Origin of the sequence: Methanopyrus kandleri AV19 (assembly GCF_000007185.1) — an archaeon.
Lineage (GTDB): Archaea > JAADCQ01 > Methanopyri > Methanopyrales > Methanopyraceae > Methanopyrus > Methanopyrus kandleri.
The window spans coordinates 44,778-69,972 of record NC_003551.1 but is presented as its reverse complement, the minus strand read 5'-3'; the positions used below and the strand labels follow the sequence as shown (position 1 = coordinate 69,972).

Here is a 25,195-nt window from a genome sequence, read left to right as displayed (position 1 = left end):
AGGCCACCACTCGGGAGACGGATGATCGGCCGGGATGACGCCGAGCCCTCACGTCATCCGATTTAAGCCAGCCTTCATGATGATCCGGGGTGATCGATTGCAGGTGGCTACTGACGTACATCTCCACTTCAATCCGGTGAAAGGTGACGGGTACAAGGTCTTTGAGAAGTTCCATCGGGCTGGAGGTACCGGGTTCGTATCTCCAGTTCTAACGCTTCGGAGCTATCGAATCCACGGATACGGTAGAGAGGACTTCGAGCGCGCCTACCGGTTACACCTCGAAGGAGTCCGGTACGGCAGGCTCGAGTATCCGCTGAGGGGATATGCGGCCTTAGGTTGGCATCCGGCCGAGGTGGCGACGCTGGCTGAAGAACATCCCGAAGAGGAGGTGCTGAACGTCGCGGAAACCGTGTGCGATCTCATCGAGAAATTCGCCGCCGAGTACGAAGAGGTAGTTGCAGTGGGTGAAGTAGGTCATCCGCATTATCCCGTGCCAGCCGAGGTGAAGCGTGTGTGTCACAAGGTATTCGTCAGGTTCCTAGAGCTGGCCAAAGATCTGGACCTACCGGTAATTTACCACGGACCCAAAGCCTCTAGGAAGCACTACATGCGACTGTACGAGTACTTAAAAGACGTCGGGTTCGACTTCGACAGGTTCGTGAGGCATCGGGCGACACCCGACGTCTCCGCGGCCCGAAACGTGGGGATATGGCCCTCAGTACCCGCATCTCGACGATCAGTGCGGGAAGCCGCGGAGCACGGTCCGGAGTTCATGCTGGAGAGCGACTACTTGGACGATCCCAGGCGCCCCAACGCCGCCCTACCGCTCCGTGCGGTGCCCAAGGCGGCCAGAATCCTCCGTACCATCGACCCAGACCTCGTGTCCGAGGTGATGATCGAAATTCCGGAACGCGTATTCGGGGTCGAGTTCGAGCCGTTGGGGTAGAGGGGGTAGGGCTCCGTGGAGACGTTCGTGCTGGCTCACAATTACCAGCGGCCCGACGTGCAGCTTATGGCGGACTCCGTCGGGGATTCGCTGGAGCTGGCCTTGGAGGCCAGGGAGATCGACGCTGATCGTATCGTAATGTGCGGAGTGGACTTCATGGCGGAGGTTGTGAAGGCACTCAACCCCGACCGTGAAGTCGTCGTGCCCGATCACCGCGCTGCGTGCGGCATGGCCATGCGGCTCAGGGCGAAAGAACTGCGAGAGTTTCGCCGCGAGCATCCGGACGCCGCCGTGGTCGTGTACGTCAACACGAGCGCCGAAGTGAAGGCTGAGGCCGACGTGATGTGCACTAGTGCTAACGCCGTCGAAGTCGTGTCCTCACTCCCCGAGGATAAGATCATCTTCGTTCCCGACGGTAACCTAGCGGCCTGGGTGCAGAAACACGTGCCGGACAAGGAGGTAATCCCGTTCCCCGAGCACGGTTGCTGCCCCGTCCATCACTCGCTGTCCCCTTCCGACCTACGCGAACTGTGTTCTCAACATCCGGATGCCGCCGTCGTGGTACACCCGGAATGCCCTCTTGAAGTATGCGCGATGGCGGACTTCGTCGGCTCCACGTCCCAAATACGTCAATACTGTGAAAAGGAGGACGCCAGTAAAATCGTAATGGGGACCGAGGAAGGTCTCGCCTTCAGGATACGTCGCGAAACGGGCACCGAAGTCATCGTTCCCGGCCATATGGTGTGTCCCGATATGAAAATCAACACGGGGGAAAAAGTCGAAAGAGTACTCGAGGCCCGACACGTCCCGGAACCGCTCAGAGTGGAGCTGGACCCCGACCTTATCTCTCAGGTCGAAGAAGTAGTCGAGGAGATGTTCAGGCTCACGAGGTGAACCGGGATGATCGGTAGGATCTTCCGTCGAGAGAGTAAGGTCGTACGGGACCGGCTGATGAAGATAAGGCAAACGATCGACGCGACCGAAGTAGATCCAACAGCAGTCGCGGAGACTATCGGGGGACCAATGGAGAGCAGCTCCCGCAGCACGGAAGAGGGCTCGGAAAAGGCGAGACAAGATGAAGTGGAGGAAGAACCGTCGAGGGAATCTCATGAGGAATCATCGGCCGAGGAACATAGCGGGGTCTCCGCCGAGGCGTTCCTGGAGATGTACTCTACGAGGAAGGGCACCGCGGCCGTCGTGGCGTACCCACTGTACGAGATATGCAAGACATTATGCCTAGCGGGAATCCTCCGCAGGAAGACGCGTAAGATACTGGAAGACCTCACGGCGGTCCGGCTCCCCCTCCTCTTAGCCTCTCACAACGCCGTGGGACCGACGAGCGACCTTCTCGAGGGTTTCCCCCCGAAGGCTTCGGGATATCAGGTAGCCTCACCGTATTCCGCCGATGCGCTTCGGTCTCTGGCACCCGAATCGATCGCCGTGATGGGATACAAAAGCGGTCACGTCGGAGCCGAACCCCTTCGAGGTTGGAAGCGAATGCCGAACGTGTGCTCGTGGGGTGTCGAGGCAGCGGTTGCCGATGAGCTTTGGGACCAAGCACCAGTCGCTGTCGCAGTCACCGACACGATCTCCGCACTCTACGGTGTGTACCTATCGTCGATGCTAGATGCTCCTGCACTAGACTTCTCTTATCTTTGGAAGTTCACCAAGGGGAAGCCGTTATGGAGGGACCCACGCGGTGGAAAGCACGCTATCCAGTGGACCCAGTGGAAGTTCCTCCGGGAACTGAAACTCGATTACCTCATCGTGGTAAGCTGTCTCAAGGATCGTCGGTTCAAGCGTGTGGTCCGTACCCTGGAGTCTGAGATCAAGGTCAAGATCGTGCCGATAGTCTCCGAAGATCCAAGAGAACTCGGTGAGCTCCTCCGCACTACTCTGGAGAACCAAGTCCCGATGGTCGGTGGCGAGGTGCACAGGACGTTTCAAGTGGAACCCGTGTTAGTAGAGTTCGTGAAACGGGCTATCCTAGCCCCTCTTCCAGTCTCCGACTTCAACGAGGCTAAGTCTTCCCGGTTTTACCCTCTGATAATAGACATCTCGATCGAGTGAGGTACGAATTCTTACACGTTCCAGCACTCTCGGAAGTACGAAGCTAAGGCTTCGGTGACTTTTCCACTCAGTACTCGGAACACTAGCGCGTCCCCTCGACGGACACACTCGTATCTCTCCCTTCGTCTTTCGGGTAACGGCGCATGGATCGTGAACTCCAGACACTCCGAAAGGGACCACCTTTCCGACTGTGGCTTGCGCAGTCGGGCTGTCCGGTTCAGCTTTCCTGGGTCGTTCACTTCGACGTCGGGCCACTCCGGAGACAGTACGAGTGAGCACGCTCCGGAGCGTGCTCGGAGGTTCAGGTAGGCGGCGAGCACGGACGTTGTCTGATCACCGAGTCCACACTTGATCATCGGGACGTCAACGTCGAGTTCGTACAACGCTCGGAGGCCAGGGCGGCCCCTGGTTAATTCCGAGACGTTGGTACCGTCCAGCACTCCATCCACACCTCCGATGGTTTCGTGTATCGCTTCGTAAATTGCCCGCTTGCACAGGTAACACGGGTGTTCGTCTCTACCCTCTCGGAGGACATCCTCCACGTCGGGGCGGATCCTGATTTGCTTCACATCCATAGGAGTCGGTGGACACACGTTCACTACGTACGGCAAACACGCCGTGCAGGCGACCACGTTTTTCCGTCCTAACGCCTTGACAGCAGCGTACAGGAGTACCGAGCTATCAGTACCTCCGGAGTAGGCTACCGCAACGCGATCGTACGTTTTCTTTATGTACGAGATAAGGGCGCGCAGCCGGCTCAGAAACGGTCTCACTGGACGGTGCCCCCCTGAGGATGTAGTGTCCACCGAGGGTGTAACCATGAAGGAAGTGTTGATCGAAGGGTTTAGTCCGGGGGACTCTCCGAAAGACGTTCTGGATACGCTATTCTCACGCGGTGTGAGGCCCCACGAAGTCGGTAAAATCTGGCTGGCCAACCGAGCCGCGCTGTGCCGAGTCGAGCCTCGTGCGGCTCAGCGTCTCCTAAGACATGCTGACGTGAGGGAGCCTACGAGGGAGGAATCGGAGGAGATCAAGGTAGTAGACGCCTACGTCAAGAGGTTCCAGAGGCTAGTCCAGCTGGAGCGGGAAGCCGAGATGAAGGCGATGGAAGAGGAAATCAGGAAACTCTCAGGCAAGGAGCGTGAAAAGAAGGGGAGGGCAGTACTCGGTCTGCGCGGTACGAGGGCAGGTCGGGAGGTCGGAGGTTACTACCTGGTGAAGTACGGCCGGTCTAAAGAGATAGATACGCAAATATCCGTGGGCGATCTGGTCCTCGTGAGTCGCGGCGATCCACTGAAGAGCGATCTCACGGGAACCGTCGTGGAGAAGACCAAGCGCTCGATTACGGTGGCTTTCGACAGTCCTCCACCCAAGTGGGCCGTGGGTAAGGGGATCAGGATCGACCTATACGCTAACGATGTAACTTTCCAGCGTATGATGGAGGCGCTAGAACGGATCAGACACGCTGAGGGTAGACTCCGAGAACTCAGGAACACGATCATCGGACTTAAGAATCCGAGCGACGCGGAGCCTATAGACGTGGACTTCGTCGATACTGACCTCAACTATTCCCAACGGGAGGCCGTAGAACACGCACTAGGGGCGCCGGATTTCTTCCTAATTCACGGCCCTCCGGGTACTGGTAAGACCCGGACAATCACCGAGGTGATCGTTCAAGAGGTCCGGCGTGGTAACAAGGTCCTCGCGACGGCCGAGTCCAACGTCGCAGCGGACAACATCCTGGAATATCTGGTAGAGCGTGGTGTGGAGGCCGTTAGGGTCGGACATCCGGCCCGTGTCTCCAAGAAACTGAAGGAGCGGACACTTAGCGCGATCGTGGAAAACCACCCACTGTACAGGAAGGCGGAGCGTCTCCGGGAGCGCGCTTACAGGCTCATCGAGAAGCGTGACCGGTACCAGCGCCCGGTGCCGAGGTGGCGTCGGGGGATGTCCGACGAGACCATACTCTACCTTGCGAGGGAAGGCAAGGGAGCCCGCGGGGTCCCACCACGCGTAATTCAGAGCATGGCTAAGTGGATCCACATCAACAGGAAAGTCCAGAAACTCTTCGAGGAGGCGGAGCGACTGGAAGAGCGTGCCGTCCGGGAAGTACTAGAGGAGGCTGAAGTCGTGGTCACTACGAACGCCAGTGCAGGGCTGGAGTTCCTCGAAGATATCGAGTTCGACGTCGCCGTAGTCGACGAAGGATCGCAAGCCACGGAACCTTCAGCGCTCATTCCGATCTCTCGGGCCAAGAGGTTCATCATGGCCGGGGATCACAAGCAGTTGCCCCCGACCATCCTCAGTGAAGAGGCCCAGCCGGAGCTCTCTCGCACGCTCTTCGAGCGTTTGATCGAAAAGCACCCGAAGCTCTCCAGGATGCTGAGAGTGCAGTACAGGATGCACGAGAACATCATGGAATTCCCGAACCGAGAGTTTTACAACGGGAAGCTCGAGGCCCACTCGAGCGTCCGTCGTCACACGCTCGAGGACTTAGGTGTCGGCGATCCCGAAGTCGGCAGACCCTGGGCTGACGTCCTACACCCCAAGGAGCCGCTGGGGTTCGTGGACACCTCGCGCTTACCCGAGCGTTTGCGGAGGGAGCGACGCCGTCCCGGATCCAAATCCCGTGAAAATCCGATGGAAGCCGCGATAGTCGCCTTTCTGTCGGAACAACTGGTTCGGCAGGGGTTGTCTCAGGAGGATCTAGCCGTGATCAGTCCGTACGACGACCAAGTGGACCTGATTTCGAAGTCCCTCGACGAACTCGGGCTCGGCGACGTCGAGGTGAACACAGTCGACGGGTTCCAGGGTCGAGAGAAGGAAGCCGTGATCGTGTCCTTCGTCCGAAGCAATCCTAAGGGTGAAGTAGGGTTCCTAAGGGACATGAGGAGACTGAACGTCGCGATCACCAGGCCTAGGCGGAAACTCATTTGTATCGGAGATTCCGGCACGCTTTCCAGCCATCCGACGTACCGCAGGTTCATTGAGCACGTCAAGAGAAGCGGCGCACTGATAAAGCCGAACAATCTGCGCGAAGTGGCTTCCTACTTAGACCTGGTCCGCTTAGCACCCGGACGTGCCAGGGGGTGAGTAGGATAGGCGAGATAGTAACGGAAATGTTCCAAGACGGGCGGTTGTTCCTGGGAATGGGCGAGTACGCTCAGACAGTGGCTTACGACGAGCTCCTCCTGTGGTTTGACGTGCTTTTCGACGACGAGCACATCCTAGACGAGGGAGATCGAGTCGAGCGGAAAGTCGGTAAGTTACTCACGGCCCTGTATTACGGGACCGTCGGCTACACCGTGACTGAGCACACCGACGAGGGTAACAACAGCTGGATCTACGTCCACGCCCACACATAACCCGATACCGCAAAACGATTATAGCTTGTTACGTGGCAGCCACGGGGTAACACGAGGGGTAGCGGCGTTGCGATGGAAGGTGACAGCAGCGCTCGTGGCCACCCTCGTGATATCCCCGGCACTCGTTCATGGATCGTTCGACCACCGATTCCAGAAGTATCTCCGCATGGAGAGACTACAGTCCGCTGTTAGTGACATCGACGGAGCTACTAAAGATGTTGCTACCGTACTCGCCTCATCGCCGTATTTGGCCTACAAGGCTGCCTTGTACGATAACACGCTCCGTGTTGGGAATGATCCGGGACGAGACCGGTTGGAGTTGCTTTCCGCTATCCGCAGTGCTGAGCACAAACTCGAGCTCGCTCGGCTGAAAATCCGGAAGGCGAGGGCGAAAGGTGTTACCGGTCTCGATCGAGCTGAGAGGAACGTCTCGCGGGCTCTTTCAGCGCTACACCGTGCCGAAGACCGTGTTGAGAAGCGTGCGCCCGGGGTCACGGACGACCTGCGCGAAATCGATGCTTTAACTCCGGTACTGCGGACGCTCACTGAACGGAAGCGGTGGCTGGTTCAGGAGATCACTTCGAAGCTGCCTAAGTTCAAGTACTATGAGTTGTCAGAAAACTTACTTTACTTACCTCCGTTTAACATCCTATTCCCTCTGGTCGGCGCATTCGGCCCCTGACGGGGGAATGACGGGTGTTCCACGGTGTGATCGCGGCCTTCACCACCTATCTAGGTGCCAGCGCGGCACTAATGCTCAGGTACCACTCCGTCGGTGTGTCGGAAGCCCTAACCTACGGGGCCGTTTACGGGATGGCCGCGGCCGCCATCGGAGTCGGCACAGGGGTAATGCTGACACGCGTGTTAGGGGCCCGTAAAAAGCGCCGTGAGGTCATTCGCACCGTGTTGGAAGGGACAGCGCTTTCCGGAGTCGCCCTCCTCGTCGGCCTTCTCGACGTGACCGCCGGGGCTATCGCGGCGTCCTCCGTCGCTCTGGTGTATCCATCTTATCGCATCTCACGTGATCTCGGCGTATCACCCTTCAAAATAGTCACCCTCCTCGCCGTGACATCTTCGGTGATCGTAGCCGCGCTGACCTCGTGGATGATCGTTCCGGCCTTCGCCGATAACCCGATCTACGCGCTTGCGATAGCGTTCTTCGTGTTCATCGTGGGGTTGAAGACGGGGTTAGGAATAGGGTTCGCGGGCTTCCAGTTACGTCGTGGGGCGATGGTTATCGCAGCGCTTTCCGGGATACTAATACCGGCGATAATAGGCCTGAGTCACCTGGTTTCCAAGTTCATGAAAACGGCGCTCGCCATGCAGAGGTACGCTCTCCTCGGTCACGCCTTGCTGGGGTTGTTTCTCATCGGATTGGGAATATTCATAGCCCGTAAGTGGGCGGTAGAAGGTTCAGCGAAGGATCTCTCTAAGCTAGGAGCATTCGTCGTGGCCGTTCCGTGTCCGATCTGCCTGACCGGAGTGGCCCTATCGATCGCCATGTACGCCGAGATAGGCGCCCTTAACGTCACCCAAGCCGCCTTGGTACTCTGGACTTGCTTCGTTTCGACGGCGTACGCCACCTTGATCGTCGCCGATGCGGTTATCGAGGTCCTCAAAGTTCCCCCGGCCGTGGCCCTTAGTGGCCTCGAGAACTTAGTAGGACTCCTTTTCGTGATCACGGGGATTATCGCGTGGGCCTATCCGTTATGGAAGCGAGCACCTAAACTCAAGCTGGCCCTTCCGAGCCCTTCGAAAATAGGCCCATGGGCGTTACTGTTCCTGGCTTTGATGGCGTTCGGGTACCTATGGGCGGTGCGCAAGGCTTCACGAGGAAACTACCCACCGGATAACCCGATCGACGATATCATCAGGGCGGTGATCGAATGGTTAGCATCGCGACGGCGATAACTCAGGCTCTGTACGTGGTAATGGAGCTGTTGTTTTACCCGACGATAGTACTGTTGCTGCTGTTCTTGGCTTACTCTCTGATGGAGCTGGCTATATTCCTCCGTGAGGTGGCCTACCGGCCCAGGTTTACCAGGAAGGATCTCGAACAGATCGCAGATAAGTTTCCGGACGTGAAGCGACTTCCTCCCCACTTCTCGGAGTTCCTGAGGAGAGTCGAGAAGATCGTCGAAAAGTCCGATTCGGCGGACGAGGCCAGTTTGAAGGTCGAAAAGGAGCTGGAGAACCTCGAAAACTTCCTGGCTAGCAAAGTCAGTAGGACGAGGATTGTCGTGCGTCTAGGTCCCATGTTGGGACTGATGGGGACGCTGATCCCCTTGGGACCGGGATTGGAGCAGCTGGCTAAAGGTAACATCGCGGGCTTAGCGACGTCTCTGATCACGGCGTTCGCGACCACGGTAGTCGGTCTGGCATCCGCTGGAGCTTGTTACGTGATCACATTGTTCAGATCTAGATGGTACCGAAAGGACGTCTCGGATCTCGAATTCCTGGCTGAGACTATACTCCAACGCGAGTTCGGGGGATGACGTTGCCCCGGTATCTGAGACGACGGCGTCGTAGGAGGTTCCTGGACGGCGGTGACAACGATGACGACCCACTGACCGGTGTCGCCAACCTGTTCGACGCGGCGATGGTTTTCGCCCTAGCGTTCATCATCACCATGTCCTCCAGCTACGGTCTCACCAAGATCCTCAGTCCGAAAACGTCGGAGGCCACTATCATCACCAAGACTACCACGGGTAAGGTTACCGTCACGAAGATCTACCGCACCCCTTCCGGACTCAAAGTGGAGCAGTTCAAGGAGGTCGCTAGGGCGAAACGCGGTGGTGCACAACTCGGTCACATGAAGAAGCTCGGCGGTGCGGTGTACAAGGCCGGTAAGAAATACATCTGGGTGCCGGGCTAGCGCCGGCGTACCGGCGGTACCGGGAACACCGGTAAGAGCAACGACCCACCACCGCCCGACTGAGGTGGCCGCATGGGGACTACCCGCGGATCCCACTGACTAATCCACGACAAAAGTTCCACCGGATCGGCCGGAATTCTTACACCATCGATAATGAACGCGTCCGTGGCGTTTTCTTCCCAACCGTAATTTCGATAGAACCATCTCAACCAGTCGGCCAGGTGCAAGTCGGGATCTCCGAAGTAGCGTTCCGATAGCCTCCTGAGGTAAGCGCTGATGACGTAGTCGCCCATGAGCTGTTCCGCGACCGCGCATGCCCCGTCTACGTACCGCCAGAACTCGTCCGGGTTACCGAACACCCGAATAGCCCGTCCCAGTGCCCAACGTGCGAACTCCACCGCGTTCTCCTGCCATGGGTAGTAAAACTCCTGGAGCACCGTCCTGATGCCGGCTTGTTCCCTCCATTCCTTAATCGGCGATGTCTTGACATGTGTGTAAAGGTCTAAGAGAAGATGACTGGCAATACCCGTTTCCGCACACCATAGGGCCACCTTCTCGTCGACCCCCTGAAGCGTCCTGGATGTCGTCCGCTCAACTATCACAGATGCGTAATCGTAAACGTGCGTGGGATCGTGGGCCCACCGGTAATCCACGTACCTCAAGTCCGAGTACCGGTCGTTGTAGGCCGCTGTGGCGAAGTCCGGTGCTAATGACGCGTACACGATCATCCCGCCGTATTCCGGGTTCTGTGGGTACGACGTCACCGCCAATAGGACTCCGTACACCAAGTGCACCGGACCCGCGGGCATCTCGGACGTACCCCCAATTGGGGGGATGATGTTGCCGGAACACATAATCTGCGCATCGTGCGGTAAGAGGGTGGGTCGAAAGCGAACTCCTCCTGAGTGCCCGTACTGCGGGGAGAAGAAGTTCGTGCGGATGGATCCCGAGGAGCGTTTGGGTAAAGGACCAGAGTGGTGGAAGGAGGCCGAACGGGAGCGGAGGGTGCGTGAAAGGCTTTGATCGATCGCCGACTGGCGATGGAGCTCGACGGGTTGGAGGGATTTCCGGAACCGAAACTATCTCTCGAGCAGTACGAAACTCCCGGGGAGATAGTCCGAGTACTGCTCTCGATCGCCGATCGGGAGTTCGGGCTCGAATGCTCGCGCGTACTCGACCTCGGAGCCGGTACGGGTAGGATAGGTATCGGTGCGGCGCTGGCCGGGGCGTGCGAGGTCACGTGTGTGGAGGTCGACTCGAAGGCCGTTGAGGTGGCACGGAGGAACGTGAAAAGGGCCGGCGTCGAGGACAGAGTGGAAGTCGTCGAGGCGGACGTCCGGGATTTCGAGCCCGAGGATCAGTACGACGTTACTATAATGAATCCTCCCTTCGGAGCCCAGCGGCGCGGCGCCGATCGACCGTTCGTAGAGGTCGCCCTGGAGGCGTCATCCGGTGTGGTCTCCCTCCATCGCGCGGGTACGGAAGAGTTTTGGAAGCGGCGTGCCCGTGAATTGGGGGCTACATGTGACGCCATCGGAGTAGTCCGATTCCCTATCCCTGCGATGTACCCTCATCATCGGAGCAGGATCCGTCACGTAGATGCTGTGGTTCTAGTCTTTAAAAAGGTCGACTAACGGAAGGGGGTTTCCCTTGGACCCCACTAAGGAGGTAAGGAACGCGCTGGTCCCCCACCTGAAGAAACTGAAGGACGAGCGAGTCGCGGTAATTTCGGATATCGACGTGGACGGGTTGGCGAGCGCCGCGATCCTCGGTCACGTGCTGAACAACGTCGGGGCGGACTTCGTGCTGTACTTCTCCCCTCCCGCTAACTTCGAGGAAGTCGTCTCCGGAATCGCTCCGGAGTGTGATGTGCTGATAGCCGCGGACCTAGGGTCTACCGGGGAGACGGCGATTCACGACGCCAAGTCCGAGGGGTGTCGGGTGATCGTCGTAGACCATCACCAGGTACTCGAGGACGTGCGACCCGACGTGTTCATCCACGACACCAGGCTCTGTGCGGCCGAGCTCTGCTATTGGGCCACGGTCGATCTGCACGAGCGTGACCTACGACTCATCGCCGCATACGCAGCCTTCACAGACTACGCCGAGGAGTACTCCCGAGTACTCCGAGAGACCCTCAAGATGTACGACCGGCGCAAGGTTTACACGGAGGCGAGCCTGCTCGACTACGCGCTGATCCGGATGGATGGTGAAGACCGCCGGGAGTTGGCGCTCAAGCTCCCGGAGACTCCCGTCTCCGAGCTGGACGAAGTGTATGAGCTCGCTCGCGATGCTATGGCAGAGGAACACGAGGTGCTCCGTCGGGCGAGGGAGGTGGCGGAATGCCTGAACGAAGTCGTCGCGTACGCGATCATGGACGACGTCCACCCCGCGATGACCGGAAGGGTCGCATCCCACGTAGCGGGCGTGAAGCGAAGACCCGTGGGCGTATGCGTTCGACGGGGAAAGATCAGCGCCCGGGTAGTCGAGGGAGAGGAAATCGACGTAGCCCGAGCGATCAGAAAGGCGGCGACCGAGGTGGGCGGAAAGGGCGGTGGACACGCACCGGCGGCCGGGGGCGTCGTCCCCGAAAGCAGGGTCGAGGAGTTCCTGAGACTGTTCGGGGAGGAGGTGAAGAGACAGGTCGAAAGCGCCCGGACGAGGAAGTCGTGAGACGCTACGTGGAGCCCGGGAAGTTCGTACTGCCCGGCGACAAGATAACCGTGGCGGAGGCGTTCTACCCTGGCCCAGGTACCTACGAGGATGGTGGTGTCGTTCGGGCCGCCATCACCGGGCGAGTGGAAGTGGATCTCGAGGAGCGTGAGGTTCGCGTCGAACCGTACGTGGACACACCACCGAAATTGAAACGGGGAGCCTCGGTGATCGGACGAGTACAGTCGGTGAAAGAGCAGGTCGTTCTCGTCAAGATATGCTTCGTGGACGATCGGACGGACCGTGAGCCCCCAACCTCCGGAGTGGGAGGGATCCATATCTCAAAGGTCAGAGACGCCTACGTGGAGGATCTGGCCGACGAGTTTCAGCCCGGAGACATCGTTCGCGCTCGAGTCGTGAGCACCAAGATGCCGGTACAGCTGTCCACTGTGGGTAAAGAATACGGGGTGGTCCTCGCGTACTGCACCCGATGTAGATCCGAGCTCGAAAAGGTGAAGGGTCGGACTCTCCGTTGCCCCGTGTGCGGTCACACCGAGACAAGAAAAGTTGCGGCCGGCTACTTGCGGGAGGCCGAGAGCGATGCCTAAGATGGAGAAGCGCGAGATAACATTCACCTTCCCCGACCGTGACTCCGCCCAGCGATTCCTCCGTGCCGTCGAAGCCACTCAGGCCCGAGGTGTAGACACCGTCGTGGAGCTTCGCGGTACCCGGGTTAAAGTGAAGGTATTCGGCCCGCATGCCGCGGTCAAAGCTCACATCCGCAAGTTGGGAGAACTTCGCAGGACCGTCCTGTCCGAGTCGGAAGAAGAGAAGCAGGTTAGGCTCCATCTGAGTACGATCTGCAGGGAAGCCGGTGCCCCGAAGATACCATCCGAGCTACTGCGCGACGCACTCCGCCGCCGGGGCTACCGGGTGAGGGTTCGTGGTCCGTGGATCACCACGAACGCGCCCATGAGTGAGCTCCGCGAGTTCGTTAGAGAACTCGCCGAGGCTTACCGCGAGGCCAGGTTTTACGCGGCGTCGGAACCCGTGCGTCGAATGCTGGCCATCCTTTCCCACGAGTACGACGTCGACCCTATGGACCTGGCCTACGAGGCCATCGAACGGGGAGTACTCCGGGAGGGAGAAGATGGACGTTGTGAGCTCCGGGAGGACCCGAAGTCCACGGAGCGCAAATTAGAGGAGATAGCGTCCGAGCTCCGGAAAGCCCGTAAAGGTAGGGGTAAAACCCTGGAGGACTTCCTCCATGAACCCTTGTGACGGGGTGAAGGTGCCGTGAAACTGCCCGAGGTTGAAGTTGTCGTTAAGAAATACGATAAAGATGAGGTCCTACTCGAGCTGCCCGGTGAGGACCACACGTTATGTAATCTCTTAAGGTGGGCCTTAAACCGGCAGGACGGAATCATCGCAACTTACAGGATTGAGCACCCTATACTCGGTAAAGAACACAAAGTCGACGAAGAACGGTACGTACCGCCGAAGATGCGTATACGGGCTGTCGATGAGGACGCCGACGCCAGAGAAGCCCTCGAGCGGGCCATAGAGGAACTGCTGGAGCTGGTGGAAGAAGCGAAGGAGGAGTTCTCGGGGGCGCTGGAGGAGAAGGAAAGTTGAAGCTCAGAGAGGTGAAGCCCGAGATCAGGGTGTTGGGAATCGACGACGGCTACTACGGTCCCGAGGACGATAGGGCACTCGTTGTCGGTGTCGTGATGCGTGGCGGACAGTGGATCGACGGCGTGATGAGCACGGAGGTCACCGTCGACGGTCTCGACGTCACCGATCGGATCGCGGAGATGGTTAACAGATCAAAACACAGGCCTCAACTGCGCGTAATCCTGACCGACGGAATCACGTTCGCGGGGTTCAACGTTCTGGACATTAAAAAGCTACACGAGGAAACGGGCCTACCCGTGATCTCCGTGATCAAGCGCCGGCCCGACGTGGCCTCCGTGGTCTCCGCTCTGAGTAACCTGGACCGCACCGAGGAACGCCGGAAGATAGTCCTCAGGGCCGGCCCGGTTCACAGCGTGAAAACACGTCGGGACGAGCCCCCAGTCTACTTCCAGTGCGCCGGAGTCGAACCTGACGTCGCTAGAGTAGTGCTCAAACGCACGGCGACTCGCCACCGTCTTCCCGAACCTATCCGGGTCGCCCACTTCATCGCCACCGGAGTGACCAAGGGGGAATCTTCCAGCGATGCCTAAGCGCGCTGGCAGGGTGACTATCGGCCTGTACAATTCCTACGACCCGCGGCGCTTCCACGAGATACACGCCCGGACGATCGCCCGGGCAGCACCGCTCTGCGTGGCCTTCGACTTCAAGCTCGCTCTCTTCGGGTTCCCACTCGACGATCTGGGCGTGGAGACTCCGCACGAACTCGCCGAGTACGTCGCCGAGGAGACCACTATCGGCGCTTCGGGACGTGAGGTGCTGGTGCTGGCCGAGCGCAACCTGTTGGAGGTTTACGACTACCCAGTGCGTGGCTTCCCACCTCAACTCGGTACGATCGTCGGGACGACGTGTCGTCCCGACGAGCGGAAGGCCATCGAACCCGAGGACGTGGTTCGAGAAATCCTCCGGCCCCGATCTGTAACCCTGGTTTTCGGCCTAGGACGGCGTGGACTGCCCGCTGAGGTACTCGAAGCGTGTGAGTACCACCTCGACATCACCGGCCGTAGGATCTCCCTCGAAACCGCCACGGCCATCGGGGCTGTTACCGCCGTTATCGGGCACTTGATCAAGAAGGAACTCGGAGAGTGAGCAGCAGGTGAGTGCTCCCACCGACGGAGCTACCGTTATGGTTTTCATAACGATTTGGGCCTTGGTGGGCCCGCCGGGATTTGAACCCGGGTCACGGGGTGTCTTCGACCCGCCTCGTCGCTCCAGGGGTCTCCCCACCAGGTCCGGCACACCCCATGGAAGTCATCGGCGGGTCCCTGGAGCCCCGCATGATAGACCTGGCTACACCGCGGGCCCGTTCCCGAGGGTGGGCGACATAGGACAGAATATATAAGGGTTACGTGCGCCGACGCCGATCGGATGACCGGTTACCTCATACTTAGTGCCTCCTCACGACGCGTAATTCCTCGATGAAATCAAGCCGATTCTCGCATATACGTACAGCCGGTACCCCCTCCGTGGTAGCGAGCGGACGTTATCCTAACCTTAACATGAACAACAGAATAATCCCGTTCAACTCGACTTCGAATCTTACGAGCAGCCGCCCGAGCGGATCACCGATGTTGGCAAGATCGTGTTACCCATCCGACCACGTTATTATCATTGAGGAAAGCCGTGGTAACTTCCCGAGTGAATGCGACCGACCTCATGATGACTACTGTTAAGCCGGGAATTTTTTCGGACGGGAAAGGCCGTTCGGGGGTGATCTAGGTTGCTACACGCGGACGTATTGAAGGTCCTCCGTAAGCAGGGTTATGGTCTAGTCGGGAAGCATTCCGCGGTCAAGCCGTGTCACTGGTGCCGGGAAGCGATTAAGAACGGTAGGCACTGCTACAAGGCGAAATTCTACGGGGTGGAGAGTCATCGGTGCCTTCAGATGACTCCTACGGTAGCTTGGTGTCAGCAGCGCTGCGTGTACTGCTGGAGACCGGTCGAACTCACCGTAGGAACTCACGATGTACCCGATCCGGACGATCCCGACCTGATCGTAGAGGAGAGCGTAGAGCAACAGCGACGCTTCCTCCAAGGGTACGGGCACCTCGAAGGTGAAGCTCGTAAACGCTGGAAAGAATCCCTCGAGCCCAGACACGCCGCGATCAGTCTCGCAGGTGAACCCACCCTGTACCCAAGAATCGGCGAACTGATCGACGCTTTTCATTCCCATGGGTTTGACACTACGTTCCTGGTAACCAACGGGCTGCGACCCGACCGAGTGGAGGAACTGGAACGTGAGCCGACACAGCTGTACGTGTCCTTGGATTCACCGAACGAGGAGCTACATCGTCAGATCAATAGACCTACGATTCCGGACTCCTGGGACCGGATCATGAGGACGTTGGAGTTACTGAATTCCCTCTCCTGCCGGACGGTGATCCGCATCACTGCGATTAAAGGCTGGAACATGGAGGGGACCGCCGAGGAGTTCGGTGAACTGCTGGCCGACGTCGAGCCGGACTATGTCGAAGTGAAGGCGTTCATGTGCGTGGGATGGGCGGCCTTCCGGATGTCGCCGGACAACATGCCCTCGCACGAAGAGGTACGGAAGTTCGCGGCGGAGATCGCGGAGCACGCGGGATTCGAGCTAGTCGACGAGTCACCACCCAGCCGAGTGGCGCTTCTGAGCTCCTAGCTGAGCTCCCGGCCTCCCGCATGCGACAATCGTTATTGAACCAGTAACGATTACGGCGGAGGGGGAAGAAATCGATCACTCCTCGGTGGACAGTGCGTCGTCCCCACGCTCTCCGGTGCGCGCGCGGACGGCGTCCTCGAGCGGGATGACGAAGATCATACCGTCGCCGGGCCTGCCCGTCTTCGCGTGCTCACAGATGACGTCGATGACCTTCTCGACGTCATCCTCGGTGGGAACGGCGACCTTCAGCAGGATCTTGTCGAGGAGATCGGTCCGGTACTCCTCGTCACGGTACCGGTGTACGATTCCCCGCTGCCGACCACGGCCCTTCACGTGAATCACGGTCATACCAGGATAGCCGGCCTCGTCCAGCGCCTCTTTCACATCGTCCAACTTCTCCGGCCTGATGACGGCTTCGATCATGTACATCGGGGTTCACCCCCAGCTCGTTCAATCCCTGGTCTCCATGTACGGGTAGGCGCTGACGCCGAACTCGGTCTCGTCCAGACCTTTCTCCTCCTCTTCCGTCGCTCTCAGCCCGATCACCTTGTCGATCACGTAGAAGGTCGCAAATCCTGAGCCCAGCGCCCAGGCTATGCACACGAGAGCACCGACGATCTGCGCGGCTAGGCTCACACCACCGGCGCCGCCTAGAGCTTCAGCTCCGAAGATTCCGGCCGCGATCGCTCCCCAAACGCCCGCGAATCCGTGTACCGGACACGCGGCGACCACGTCGTCGATCTCCAGCTTCTCCAGCAGTCGGAACGCCGGCTTGATGATCAGTCCCGCCACGATACCCGTGAGCAGGGCTCCAAACGGACTCATGATGTCACATCCGGCGCAGATCGCGACCAGTCCCGCGATCAGACCGTTGGCTGCCCAGAGTGGGTCGAACCTCGTCGTGAAGGCGGCCGCCGCGGCTCCACCACACATCGCGAGTGGCCACTAACGAGCTGATCCACGACTCGTTCGTCGGGTCGTAGAGCACCGCCGAGCTACCTACGTTGAAACCGTACCAGGTAATCGCCAGGAAAAGCGCTCCCAGGAACGCCTGCGGGATGTTGTGCCCCGGGATCGGCACAGGCTTGCCGTTCTTGAACCTCCCGATCCTCGGACCCAGCAGGTAGGCGGCGGCCATCGCCAGGAAACCTCCGATCGCGTGCACCACGGTCGATCCGGCGAAGTCGTGGTACGGCTGTCCGAAGACCTTGGCGAACAGGCCGGTGTCGCCGCCCATCCAGCCGCCGCCCCACGTCCACAGCACGAAGATCGGGTACAGTAGCCCCGTGATTAGCACCGTCATCACCAGGCACGCCTTGAAGTTGATCCGCTCGGCGACGGCTCCCGAGACGATGGTCGCCGCCGTGGCGCAGAACGCGAACTGGAAGAAGCAGTACGCTAGGTTGTAGGGATCGGCGGCCTTCATCGGATCGGCGCTCCACGGGTTCGCCGTGAACATGGTGGCAATCCACTTGCCGATGCTCTGCGCGTAGTCCGGGAAGGCCAGTGCGAATCCGAAGAAGATGAAGACAATACCTCCGAGCGACAAGTCTAGCAGGTTCTTCATCAGGACGCTGACGACGTTCTTCGTCCGTACCTGGCCTGCTTCTAGGAACATGAAACCTAACTGCATTCCGACGACTAACACGGCTGCCCATACTAGGAAGAAGATCGCACCCGGTCCTTGGGCACCCCACGTCGCTAGCACATCGTGCACGGCCTTAGCTATGCTTTCGGCCGCCATTGATTTCCCCCACTTTTATCCGGCAAGGCTTTCCGGCAAACTCCTGCCGCCTTTCGGCTCCCCTTTTAATATCAGGTGAGCACCTGCGTCTTCGGTCACTGATACCCAGCGGTCCGGGGTGGACGCCAGGTGACTCGCCCGTCGGATCTATTGTTATGGTTCTCGTAACAATTAGTGGTGGTGGGCCCGCCGGGATTTGAACCCGGGACCTCGGGGTTATCAGCCCCGCGCTCTAACCTGGCTGAGCTGCGGGCCCTCCTCCCAGCTGCTGGCCCTCCCCTTACGAACTTATTAATCTTTCGGGCCGGTGCTCCGGGGGCGGGGCCGTCCGATGTGGTAATTGTAACGTTTCTCGTAACAATTAGTGGTGGTGGACCCGCCGGGATTTGAACCCGGGGCCACGGCCGCGCCAAGGCCGCGCTCTGCCAGGCTGAGCTGCGGGCCCTTCGTCCATAGGCACCCGAACATCAAGGTGATAATAAACATTTCGCCCCTATCAGGGGTGGGTCAGGAACCAGTAGCCCGCCAATAGCAGTGCGGTGATCGCTGCTACCGCCAGTAGCCCCTTCAAGGCTTCACTCGGCCTGTAGAGTAGTGCCAGCACCCCTCCGACTATCATCCCTACGAGATGGCCTGCGTGCGCCACTTGCGTGACGACCCCCGATTGGATCACGAATAGAGCTAGTGCCGCGTAAAGGACGGCGAATAACGCCAAAGGCATCGGGATGAACAGGAACATCATCATACTCATCGGTCTTAGCATCGTGAGGCACCCGAGTAATCCGAAGATGGCCGCGGATGCACCCACTACAGGAACATCCGGCGTTAGCGCAGTCTGCGCCAGTCCACCCATTAACCCGGACAGTAAATAAAGTACGAGGAACTCTGATGTAGAGAGTACACGCTCTAGTTGCACTCCGAATGTCAATAATCCTAGCATGTTGAACAATAAATGGATGAGATTCGCGTGAAGGAACATGTAAGTAATCAAACATTCAGGATGAACCGTGATGTTGTGGAGGTATAGTCCGTAGCTGTACAGTACGTCAGGTCGGATGATCCCATCCGGTCCTACGCTGAGCACGTAGGCCAGGACGTTGAGTAAGAACATCAGCATCGTTAGGGACATCTCACCCGTCCCCCGGGGGTAGAGCGTTGGACGTCGAGGAGATACTCCGAGACGTTGGCGTGGATCCCCGCTACGTCGCGATTTTGGATGATACTGTGGTCGCGCTGAACCCGAGGAGGGCCGGTCTCACGGTCTCGCGGCGGGAGGAGCTGAGGAGAGAGGGTATAAAGGTCGTCCGCTCTAAGGTCGTCGAGCGAGCTTCCTCGAGATTTCACCAAGTCGTGACCGATTACGACCTATTCGAACCTCGGGAGGAGGTCGTCGTCGGCTTCAGTGGCGGTAAAGACAGCGTTACATGCCTCCTCATGCTTGAGCCGTTAACCCGACGGCTGGGGCTTCGTATTCGACCGGTCCTTGTAGAAACTAGGCTCCATGGAGATCCCATCTGGGGCCGTGAGGGTCGGGAAGTCTGCGAGGAAATATGCAGGTCTCTCGGTTTCCAACTGGAGTACGTGGAACCGAGGGAAGACGTCGGCGAGCTCGCCGAAGAACACGGTGAGTCTCCCTGCCTGATTTGCTCCTTGATTCGCCGTCGAGAGCTTCGGGAACGTGGAGATAAGCTGGTGTTGGCCCATACCTTGGACGACGCTATCGTCACCGCCATGGCTTCAGCGATCAAAGGTGAAGGGCTGAACATCCTGCGACCCGTTGAGGAGCTGGGTGGAATGAGATCCGAGTATGTGGACTACGACTTCCCGGAAACCACCATAGTGCGTCCGATGATCCGCGTTCCGGAGGTCTGGACGAGGCTGATACCGGGAGAAGTAGGTCTCCCGATTTTCGAGTCCGATTGCCCGTACTCCAAACCGTACGGGACCACTTTACGCGGCAAGGTGGCGCATGGTCTGGAGTGGTTGAGGCTCGAGGTTGGCGCGGACTCCGTGGAGTTCTTAGACCGTCTTTACAGGTCGTTCATGAAAACCTTAGAAGCCACTCGTGGATGAAGGAGACGATGTCCTTGAACTCCTCCTCGTCGATCTCGTAGTTCTTCGGTGAGCCTCCGATGTTCTTCCGACCACCCCAACCCTCGCGGTGATGCTCGTTCAGGTACTCGAACAACTCCCGCAGGTCGATGGGTAATTCGGGATCGGCGAGCCCCACGGTCACCCGCTTCATCACGGGAGAGTAGAGGACCACTAGATCGTACCCTTCACGGTACAGATACGTGAAGGCGTTCTGCGCCTCCGAGATAGCCGCGCACCACCTTATCCTGTCGTTTCCCACCTCTACCTCTCCCTCCTCGATCACTTCCGTACTCTCCTCGGCCTCCCGTACGGACTTCCGGAACTCCTCCAGCCACTTCGATGCTAGCTTCTCCCGATACTTCTCATCGTCCACAACGCGTTCTACGGTCCTCAGGGCTTTCTTGAACGTCTCCTTCAGCTCTTCCGGGTTGTCCGGGTACGGCTTCTTCACTACCTCGGCCACGGCTTGCATGATCGCCAGCGCGTACTCAGCACTCTCGAGCTCCTCATCCGACGGATAGTGTTTCCCGAACCGGTCGATCTTGTCGAGCACTTCGACGTCCTCCTCTGGGAGTACCGGCCCCTGCTTCAGCAGCAGCACCGCGGCCACCATATCCGCATCCACCGGCGGCTCGATGACGACCTTTCGCACCAGCGGAAACTCGGTATGCTCTTTCACGATCTCGTAAGCCTGAGCCACAGCCGACGGTTCCTCGGACAACTGCCCGTGATGATCCAGCACGAACATACCGAGTTCCCGCCATTTCTCGCGAGACATTACGTCTAGCAGCTTCTCGTTGGCAGACGGCGTCTCCACGAACGCGATGTAGGAAGCGTTCTCGTCCACAGTGGCGATCGCGCGGATCACCTACCGGAGACCCCCGCGAGGTGCAGCATCAGCCCTATGACCCCTTCGGATTCCAGCACCTTCCGCCCCTCCTCTGAGAGCCTGTAGCGTCCGTCCTTCCGTTCGAACAGCTCGGTCTCTGTGAACCGGCCTACCTCTTCCTCGGAGAACTCAGCGTCAGGACCCTCCTCCGCGATCTTGGACAGCACTCGGATCGTGGCTTCGTCCAACTTCTCCGTCAGAGCTCGCGGTACCTTCAGTTCCTCGATCAATGCACGGATGGTCACGTCGTCCGCCGGAACCTCCGCGCGACACGCGTAGAACTCGGTCTCACGGTATTCTCGGGCTCTATCTATGATCCATCCGAGCACTGGGGTTTGAACTCGACCAGCGCTCAGCCACGTCATCGGCTCCAGCTTGACGTTCGGATCGACCGGCTCACCGTTGACGGACGCGCGTACACGCACAAGCTCCGGTCGCACTCCGTTCCTGTCTCCGAGCTTCCTGTTCGGATCCAGAAGCGTCGCGGTATACGTCACGTCGCCGCCACGACTGATGCGAGTACGCACCACGTACTCGTCGCCTTCTCGGCGCAGTCTCACCGACCTGGACCTGACCGAGGAATCCTCGTCGAACGTGCGCCGGAAATCTACTACTTCTACCCCGCTCGGGATGTCCAGCCTCACCTCGATCCTGGAGCCCGATGGGAGCTCTCCTAGCTTTATCTCGAGGTGCTTGAACACGTCCCACAAGTCCTGAGATAGTGAGAACCCGATCCATCTGTCGGCCACTCGCCGGAGAATCTGAGCCGACACACGGCCTGCATCGACGTTCTTCCAGCTCTCTTCCTTCAGTGCCTCGGAGATGCCGCGTCTAGTGACCTCGTGGAACTCAGTTCGGTACACCTGGGCCGTGGTCCAGCCCAGGTAGTTGAAGACGTCCCATCCGATCTTCTCTCCCTCGGTGTCCGGGTCCGTTCCGATGAGTATCACGTCCGCCTCCGAGGCTAGTTCCCGGATCGACTCTAGAAGCGGGGTCTTGAGCTCTACTTCACCGCCGCAGTTCGGACACTCTTCGGAACCGACCACCTGCTCACCACACTCGCTACACCTGCCCAGGACGTCGTACATCGGCACCCAGCGTTCGTCGATCCGGAGCACACCGTGGACTCCGGGCTCTTCGACCAAGTCGGCGACGTGACCCTGTGTGGCGACGACGGTGAGATGAAGACCGTCCGCTGCAGCTTCGTACGCCACCCCTCCGTTCAGTCTGCGGCGTGACGGGCGCTGGGAGAACAGCGAGGCGATCATGCGGGCCTTGTTTGGAGATTCCACGATCATCAAGGCTGAACGGGCGAGTCGACCGGTTTCCTCCGGTTTCAGCTCGCCTGCGAGTACCTTCCGGACTCGTTCCCGGTCTTCGTCCACCTTCCTCACGAGTTCCTCGAGTTCCTCGTCCGAAATTTCCTTGAGCTCTAGACCGATCTCCTTCATGTCCAAAGACTTCGGGTAGGACCTCCATTCGAACTCCGAACCGTAGGTGTAGGACATGCGTCGGATCAGACCGTTCAGTGTCCGAAGCTCGCGTTCGTCCTCGGGACATAGGACGAAGGACAACCCGAAGGTCACTCCACCGGCGAAGAGACGGCTAACTCTACCGCTGGCTTGTATGTACGTCCGGAGGTCGGGAACCTCCAAGTAGGCTTCCTCGCCTTCTTCGTACACAGCGACCGTCGTAGCTTCTTCGGCCAGGGCCTTCACCCGGTCAGGGTCGCCCAACAACCGAGTCAGCTCTCGCACACCTTCGGCTAACGTTTGAACGTGCCGTGCCAGCCACCTGTCGACGTCGAGTTGCTCGGCGATATCTTCCGGGTCTCGCTTCGCGAGTTTCATCAGCGTATTCAAGGAGAGCGGTTCCACGGCCTCTTCCAGCCGCTCCCTGATCCAGGTCCCGCGTCTGATGATCCTCCACAGTCGACCCGCTACACCCTCCAAGCGACTCCTCGCTCTGCGATCGTCCAGCAGTCTGGCCAGGTTGGACAGGGCCGAGGCTACGTATGTCGGGTCCTTGAGGTCTTCCTCGCGCGGAGTCAGCCTTATCCGCTGTCGGGGGACCCCGTAGAAGACCGCGTACCTGGCGGCTTGTGGTAAGTCGAGACCTCGAACTATCACGCCGTAAGGGCTGGCTACGGCCACCAGAACGTCTACGTCCCCTTCGGAGAAGCCGTCGATGGCCTCCTCCCGCTCCTCGGCGGGCGTTCCGGCATGAATCGCTCGAGCCTCGATCCCTGAAGACCGCAGGTGCTCCGCGAGCTCCTCCACGATCTCTCTGGCTTTCTTCTCTCCCGGTAACCGCTGTGGGACGAAGATCAGACCTCCCTTCACGCCGGCTTTCCGGACGATCCGTTCCACGGCTTCCGGGGACGGCTCGGAGATCACCGCGATGTCCTGAATGTTACGGAGACCCTCCCCGCCCGCTCCGACCTCGAAATCGAAGAGCTCTCGGACCACGGCGAGACGTCTGGAGGGGGCCGCGGCTCCCGTCGCGCTCATGAACACGATCCGTGCGAGATCGCGCTCTTTTTTAACCCGCTTCAACAGTTCCTCGAGCTCCTCGATCTCGCGCTCGACCTCTCGGAGTTCCTCCCGGACACGCTCCGCGCGCTTGTCTCCGCGGTCTTCCAACGACCGAAGCCAATCTCGGAGTGAGTAGTAGCGCCGTCGGAGGGTAGCCAACCTGTACGCGCTATCGATCTCCTCCTGCTCGAGTCCGGCGACGCGGAGCACGCGGTCGACGTTGCGTCCGGTACCCCGGATGATCGCGTCCACGTCGTCCACTAAGATCAGATCGAAGTTCAGCTTCTCGAGGTCCTCCACACGGTGAACCAAGAACTGCGCCGTAGTGATCAGAACGTCGAAATCTCCGGAAGAGATACGTTCTAAAGCCTCTCGTTTAGCTTGGGTGGGCATAGCCGCGTGATACGCGACTACATCGACGTCCAGTTCGGCGTCGCGCGCGAATCCCTTGATCCTATTTTCGACCTGCCGGACCAGAGTTGTGGTTGGGACTAGGTAGTACACCCTGCGTCCGGCATGTCCGAACACCGCCGCTACTAACGAGCCCCAAGAGGTCTTGCCGGTACCGGTCGGGGCCAGTATCGAGAAACTGCAACCTTTAACCAGTCTCCGCGTCCATACACGTTGTGCCGAATATAGTCGGAACCCGGTAGCCCGGTCGAAGACCCTGTCGACGATCTCGGTGAACAGTTCCGGCCAGACGTACCGACGGAAGAATTCCTCCACCCGATCCGGTGAGTAGCGTTCTACCAGGATGAACATCAGTAAAGCCTCTCCTACGTACCCGTGACGTTTTCTGGCTTCCTTCAGTACTTCGCGTAGCGTCTCCGTATCGACCGGAAGACACCGCTCGCAAATACCTATCCTGGAGGTGAGCCGGACGGACGAGCAGTCACCTCCGCACAGGACGCACGAGGATCCGAAAATCGCCACCGGCTCGTTAGAATCGGTGTTCCCAACGTCTCTGCGGCGTACTTCATCTGGCTCCATTTCGGTTTCGACGACGCGATCCGCTAGCTCCTCCAAGTCAGCACAGTCGTCCAGGATGGGCTCGACTAAATCCCGGAATCCTTTCGGAACCATGTCCGCGGCACGTTTCAGCACCATCACCTGCTCAACCCCTTCAGCGCTTCCACCAGCCGACTGAGCCGCTCGTGCCCGCTCCGTAGGATGTCGTTGCAAAGGGCGACGACGCTATCCCACGCCTTCTCGCGCAGTGTCAGTTTCCCGTTGACTTTGGCCGGAACGTCCATCCGCTCACCGCCGAGGATCTCTACGATCACCTTTGAACTTTTGACCGAACGTATGGACGACGCCTTGAACCCGGCTTCTGAGGCGATATTCCTCAGCCGAACGGCCGCCTCCAAGTCCCTACACATCACGTGGAACAGGGGTGGCTGGGCTTTCACCCACGTTATGCCTTCCTCAGGGGCTTTCAGCACGGCTTCACGAACTTCCTCCGGCTCCGGTGGCTCGTGCCACTTGGCCACGAACTCGGACCCTATCTTGTCACCTACCTCTGGCTCATGGAGTACGACCACCCGGCCGGAGCAGCTGCTGGTCGTACAGTACTCTTCGAACGAGTTGAGGGTCTCTAGGACCGGAATGGCGGCTTCGTCCACCTCTCCCCGCTCTATGGCGCGTTCCAGCTCCTTAAGCCTCCGTCTTTTTTCACCCTCCCAGTGCAAGGGTCAGC

28 protein-coding genes and 3 tRNA genes are annotated in these 25,195 nt (G+C 59.2%); 19 read left to right on the top strand and 12 right to left on the bottom strand.

Annotation, left to right across the window (positions count from 1 at the left end):
- The first annotated feature begins 103 nt into the window (after positions 1-103).
- Genes MK_RS00415 through MK_RS00405 form a run of 3 tightly spaced genes read left to right on the top strand, consistent with a single transcriptional unit; the run spans position 104 to position 3,016 of the window.
- Positions 104-946, top strand: a complete 843-nt coding sequence (locus tag MK_RS00415; protein ID WP_226988683.1) for a TatD family hydrolase — start codon at positions 104-106, stop codon at positions 944-946.
- 15 nt (positions 947-961) lie between these two features.
- On the top strand, positions 962-1,840 hold the full coding sequence (gene nadA / locus MK_RS00410) for a quinolinate synthase NadA (RefSeq protein WP_011018445.1): 879 nt from the start codon (positions 962-964) through the stop codon (positions 1,838-1,840).
- A gap of 6 nt (positions 1,841-1,846) precedes the next feature.
- Positions 1,847-3,016 carry a hypothetical protein gene (locus tag MK_RS00405; RefSeq protein WP_011018444.1) on the top strand — a complete coding sequence of 390 codons (1,170 nt, stop codon included), beginning with the start codon at positions 1,847-1,849 and terminating at the stop codon, positions 3,014-3,016.
- An 11-nt stretch (positions 3,017-3,027) separates the two neighbouring features.
- On the opposite strand, the gene MK_RS00400 is transcribed toward MK_RS00405, so the two are convergent.
- Positions 3,028-3,789 (bottom strand): ATP-dependent sacrificial sulfur transferase LarE, encoded by a 762-nt coding sequence (locus tag MK_RS00400; protein WP_011018443.1) that lies wholly within the window; start codon positions 3,787-3,789, stop codon positions 3,028-3,030.
- Between the two features lie 46 nt (positions 3,790-3,835).
- Between MK_RS00400 and MK_RS00395 the strand changes: the two genes are divergently transcribed.
- The 6 genes from MK_RS00395 (at position 3,836) to MK_RS00370 (ending at position 9,256) form a co-directional block, all read left to right on the top strand.
- Positions 3,836-6,109 carry an IGHMBP2 family helicase gene (locus tag MK_RS00395; protein WP_148679377.1) on the top strand — a complete coding sequence of 758 codons (2,274 nt, stop codon included), beginning with the start codon at positions 3,836-3,838 and terminating at the stop codon, positions 6,107-6,109.
- On the top strand, positions 6,106-6,381 hold the full coding sequence (locus MK_RS00390) for a hypothetical protein (RefSeq protein ID WP_011018441.1): 276 nt from the start codon (positions 6,106-6,108) through the stop codon (positions 6,379-6,381). The genes MK_RS00395 and MK_RS00390 overlap by 4 nt, the downstream gene beginning before the upstream one ends.
- Positions 6,382-6,448: 67 nt before the next feature.
- A complete protein-coding gene (locus tag MK_RS00385; protein WP_011018440.1) occupies positions 6,449-7,063 on the top strand; it encodes a hypothetical protein in 615 nt (204 codons plus the stop codon).
- 14 nt (positions 7,064-7,077) lie between these two features.
- Positions 7,078-8,292, top strand: coding sequence for a DUF2162 domain-containing protein (locus MK_RS00380; protein WP_011018439.1), 1,215 nt, complete (start codon positions 7,078-7,080; stop codon positions 8,290-8,292).
- On the top strand, positions 8,268-8,876 hold the full coding sequence (locus tag MK_RS00375; RefSeq protein ID WP_011018438.1) for a MotA/TolQ/ExbB proton channel family protein: 609 nt from the start codon (positions 8,268-8,270) through the stop codon (positions 8,874-8,876). Before MK_RS00380 ends, MK_RS00375 begins: the two co-directional genes overlap by 25 nt.
- A 2-nt stretch (positions 8,877-8,878) precedes the next feature.
- Positions 8,879-9,256 (top strand): DUF2149 domain-containing protein, encoded by a 378-nt coding sequence (locus MK_RS00370; RefSeq protein ID WP_011018437.1) that lies wholly within the window; start codon positions 8,879-8,881, stop codon positions 9,254-9,256.
- On the opposite strand, the gene MK_RS00365 is transcribed toward MK_RS00370, so the two are convergent.
- Positions 9,253-10,065: a hypothetical protein gene (locus tag MK_RS00365; RefSeq protein WP_011018436.1), complete on the bottom strand. Its 813-nt coding sequence runs from the start codon at positions 10,063-10,065 to the stop codon at positions 9,253-9,255. The genes MK_RS00370 and MK_RS00365 overlap by 4 nt on opposite strands.
- 31 nt (positions 10,066-10,096) lie before the next feature.
- On the opposite strand from MK_RS00365, the gene MK_RS00360 reads away from it, so the two are divergent.
- Genes MK_RS00360 through MK_RS00325 form a run of 8 tightly spaced genes read left to right on the top strand, consistent with a single transcriptional unit; the run spans position 10,097 to position 14,689 of the window.
- A complete protein-coding gene (locus MK_RS00360; protein ID WP_148679375.1) occupies positions 10,097-10,279 on the top strand; it encodes a hypothetical protein in 183 nt (60 codons plus the stop codon).
- Entirely contained in the window at positions 10,276-10,890 is a 615-nt protein-coding gene (locus MK_RS00355; protein ID WP_011018434.1) for an METTL5 family protein, read from the top strand. The genes MK_RS00360 and MK_RS00355 overlap by 4 nt, the downstream gene beginning before the upstream one ends.
- Positions 10,891-10,906: 16 nt before the next feature.
- A complete protein-coding gene (locus MK_RS00350) occupies positions 10,907-11,929 on the top strand; it encodes a DHHA1 domain-containing protein (RefSeq protein WP_011018433.1) in 1,023 nt (340 codons plus the stop codon).
- Positions 11,926-12,516 (top strand): exosome complex RNA-binding protein Csl4, encoded by a 591-nt coding sequence (locus MK_RS00345; protein WP_011018432.1) that lies wholly within the window; start codon positions 11,926-11,928, stop codon positions 12,514-12,516. The genes MK_RS00350 and MK_RS00345 overlap by 4 nt, the downstream gene beginning before the upstream one ends.
- Positions 12,509-13,189, top strand: coding sequence for a DUF2067 family protein (locus MK_RS00340; RefSeq protein ID WP_011018431.1), 681 nt, complete (start codon positions 12,509-12,511; stop codon positions 13,187-13,189). The genes MK_RS00345 and MK_RS00340 overlap by 8 nt, the downstream gene beginning before the upstream one ends.
- Before the next feature lie 15 nt (positions 13,190-13,204).
- Positions 13,205-13,543: an RpoL/Rpb11 RNA polymerase subunit family protein gene (locus MK_RS00335; protein WP_011018430.1), complete on the top strand. Its 339-nt coding sequence runs from the start codon at positions 13,205-13,207 to the stop codon at positions 13,541-13,543.
- Positions 13,540-14,133 carry a DUF99 family protein gene (locus tag MK_RS00330; protein ID WP_011018429.1) on the top strand — a complete coding sequence of 198 codons (594 nt, stop codon included), beginning with the start codon at positions 13,540-13,542 and terminating at the stop codon, positions 14,131-14,133. Before MK_RS00335 ends, MK_RS00330 begins: the two co-directional genes overlap by 4 nt.
- Entirely contained in the window at positions 14,126-14,689 is a 564-nt protein-coding gene (locus MK_RS00325) for a DUF531 domain-containing protein (RefSeq protein ID WP_011018428.1), read from the top strand. The genes MK_RS00330 and MK_RS00325 overlap by 8 nt, the downstream gene beginning before the upstream one ends.
- Before the next feature lie 62 nt (positions 14,690-14,751).
- Here MK_RS00325 and MK_RS00320 read toward each other — a convergent pair.
- Positions 14,752-14,905 (bottom strand) — tRNA-Trp (locus MK_RS00320).
- A gap of 415 nt (positions 14,906-15,320) precedes the next feature.
- Between MK_RS00320 and twy1 the strand changes: the two genes are divergently transcribed.
- Positions 15,321-16,238 (top strand): 4-demethylwyosine synthase TYW1, encoded by a 918-nt coding sequence (twy1, locus tag MK_RS00315; RefSeq protein ID WP_011018427.1) that lies wholly within the window; start codon positions 15,321-15,323, stop codon positions 16,236-16,238.
- 75 nt (positions 16,239-16,313) lie between these two features.
- Here twy1 and MK_RS00310 read toward each other — a convergent pair whose 3' ends face one another.
- From MK_RS00310 to MK_RS00285, 6 genes are all read right to left on the bottom strand, one after another.
- Positions 16,314-16,667, bottom strand: a complete 354-nt coding sequence (locus tag MK_RS00310; protein ID WP_011018426.1) for a P-II family nitrogen regulator — start codon at positions 16,665-16,667, stop codon at positions 16,314-16,316.
- A gap of 21 nt (positions 16,668-16,688) precedes the next feature.
- Positions 16,689-17,171, bottom strand: coding sequence for an ammonium transporter (locus MK_RS09350; protein ID WP_148679374.1), 483 nt, complete (start codon positions 17,169-17,171; stop codon positions 16,689-16,691).
- Positions 17,068-17,982 carry an ammonium transporter gene (locus MK_RS00300; RefSeq protein WP_148679373.1) on the bottom strand — a complete coding sequence of 305 codons (915 nt, stop codon included), beginning with the start codon at positions 17,980-17,982 and terminating at the stop codon, positions 17,068-17,070. Before MK_RS00300 ends, MK_RS09350 begins: the two co-directional genes overlap by 104 nt.
- Positions 17,983-18,160: 178 nt before the next feature.
- A tRNA-Ile gene (locus MK_RS00295) sits at positions 18,161-18,238 on the bottom strand.
- Positions 18,239-18,350: 112 nt separating this feature from the next.
- A tRNA-Ala gene (locus MK_RS00290) sits at positions 18,351-18,427 on the bottom strand.
- 51 nt (positions 18,428-18,478) lie between these two features.
- Positions 18,479-19,111, bottom strand: a complete 633-nt coding sequence (locus tag MK_RS00285; RefSeq protein ID WP_011018424.1) for a rhomboid family intramembrane serine protease — start codon at positions 19,109-19,111, stop codon at positions 18,479-18,481.
- Positions 19,112-19,137: 26 nt separating this feature from the next.
- Here MK_RS00285 and MK_RS00280 point away from each other — a divergent pair, with 26 nt between their 5' ends.
- Positions 19,138-20,055 carry a tRNA 2-thiocytidine biosynthesis TtcA family protein gene (locus MK_RS00280; RefSeq protein WP_011018423.1) on the top strand — a complete coding sequence of 306 codons (918 nt, stop codon included), beginning with the start codon at positions 19,138-19,140 and terminating at the stop codon, positions 20,053-20,055.
- Here the strand turns inward: MK_RS00280 and MK_RS00275 are convergent.
- The 3 genes from MK_RS00275 to MK_RS00265 are packed head-to-tail and all read right to left on the bottom strand — an operon-like array spanning position 20,024 to position 25,187.
- On the bottom strand, positions 20,024-20,944 hold the full coding sequence (locus MK_RS00275) for a hypothetical protein (protein WP_011018422.1): 921 nt from the start codon (positions 20,942-20,944) through the stop codon (positions 20,024-20,026). The two genes, MK_RS00280 and MK_RS00275, sit on opposite strands and share 32 nt — an antisense overlap.
- Entirely contained in the window at positions 20,941-24,606 is a 3,666-nt protein-coding gene (gene rgy / locus MK_RS00270) for a reverse gyrase (protein WP_011018421.1), read from the bottom strand. The genes MK_RS00275 and rgy overlap by 4 nt, the downstream gene beginning before the upstream one ends.
- Complete coding sequence (locus MK_RS00265; RefSeq protein ID WP_011018420.1) at positions 24,606-25,187, bottom strand: tRNA(Phe) 7-((3-amino-3-carboxypropyl)-4-demethylwyosine(37)-N(4))-methyltransferase; 582 nt, start codon at positions 25,185-25,187, stop codon at positions 24,606-24,608. Before MK_RS00265 ends, rgy begins: the two co-directional genes overlap by 1 nt.
- Positions 25,188-25,195: the final 8 nt, after the last annotated feature.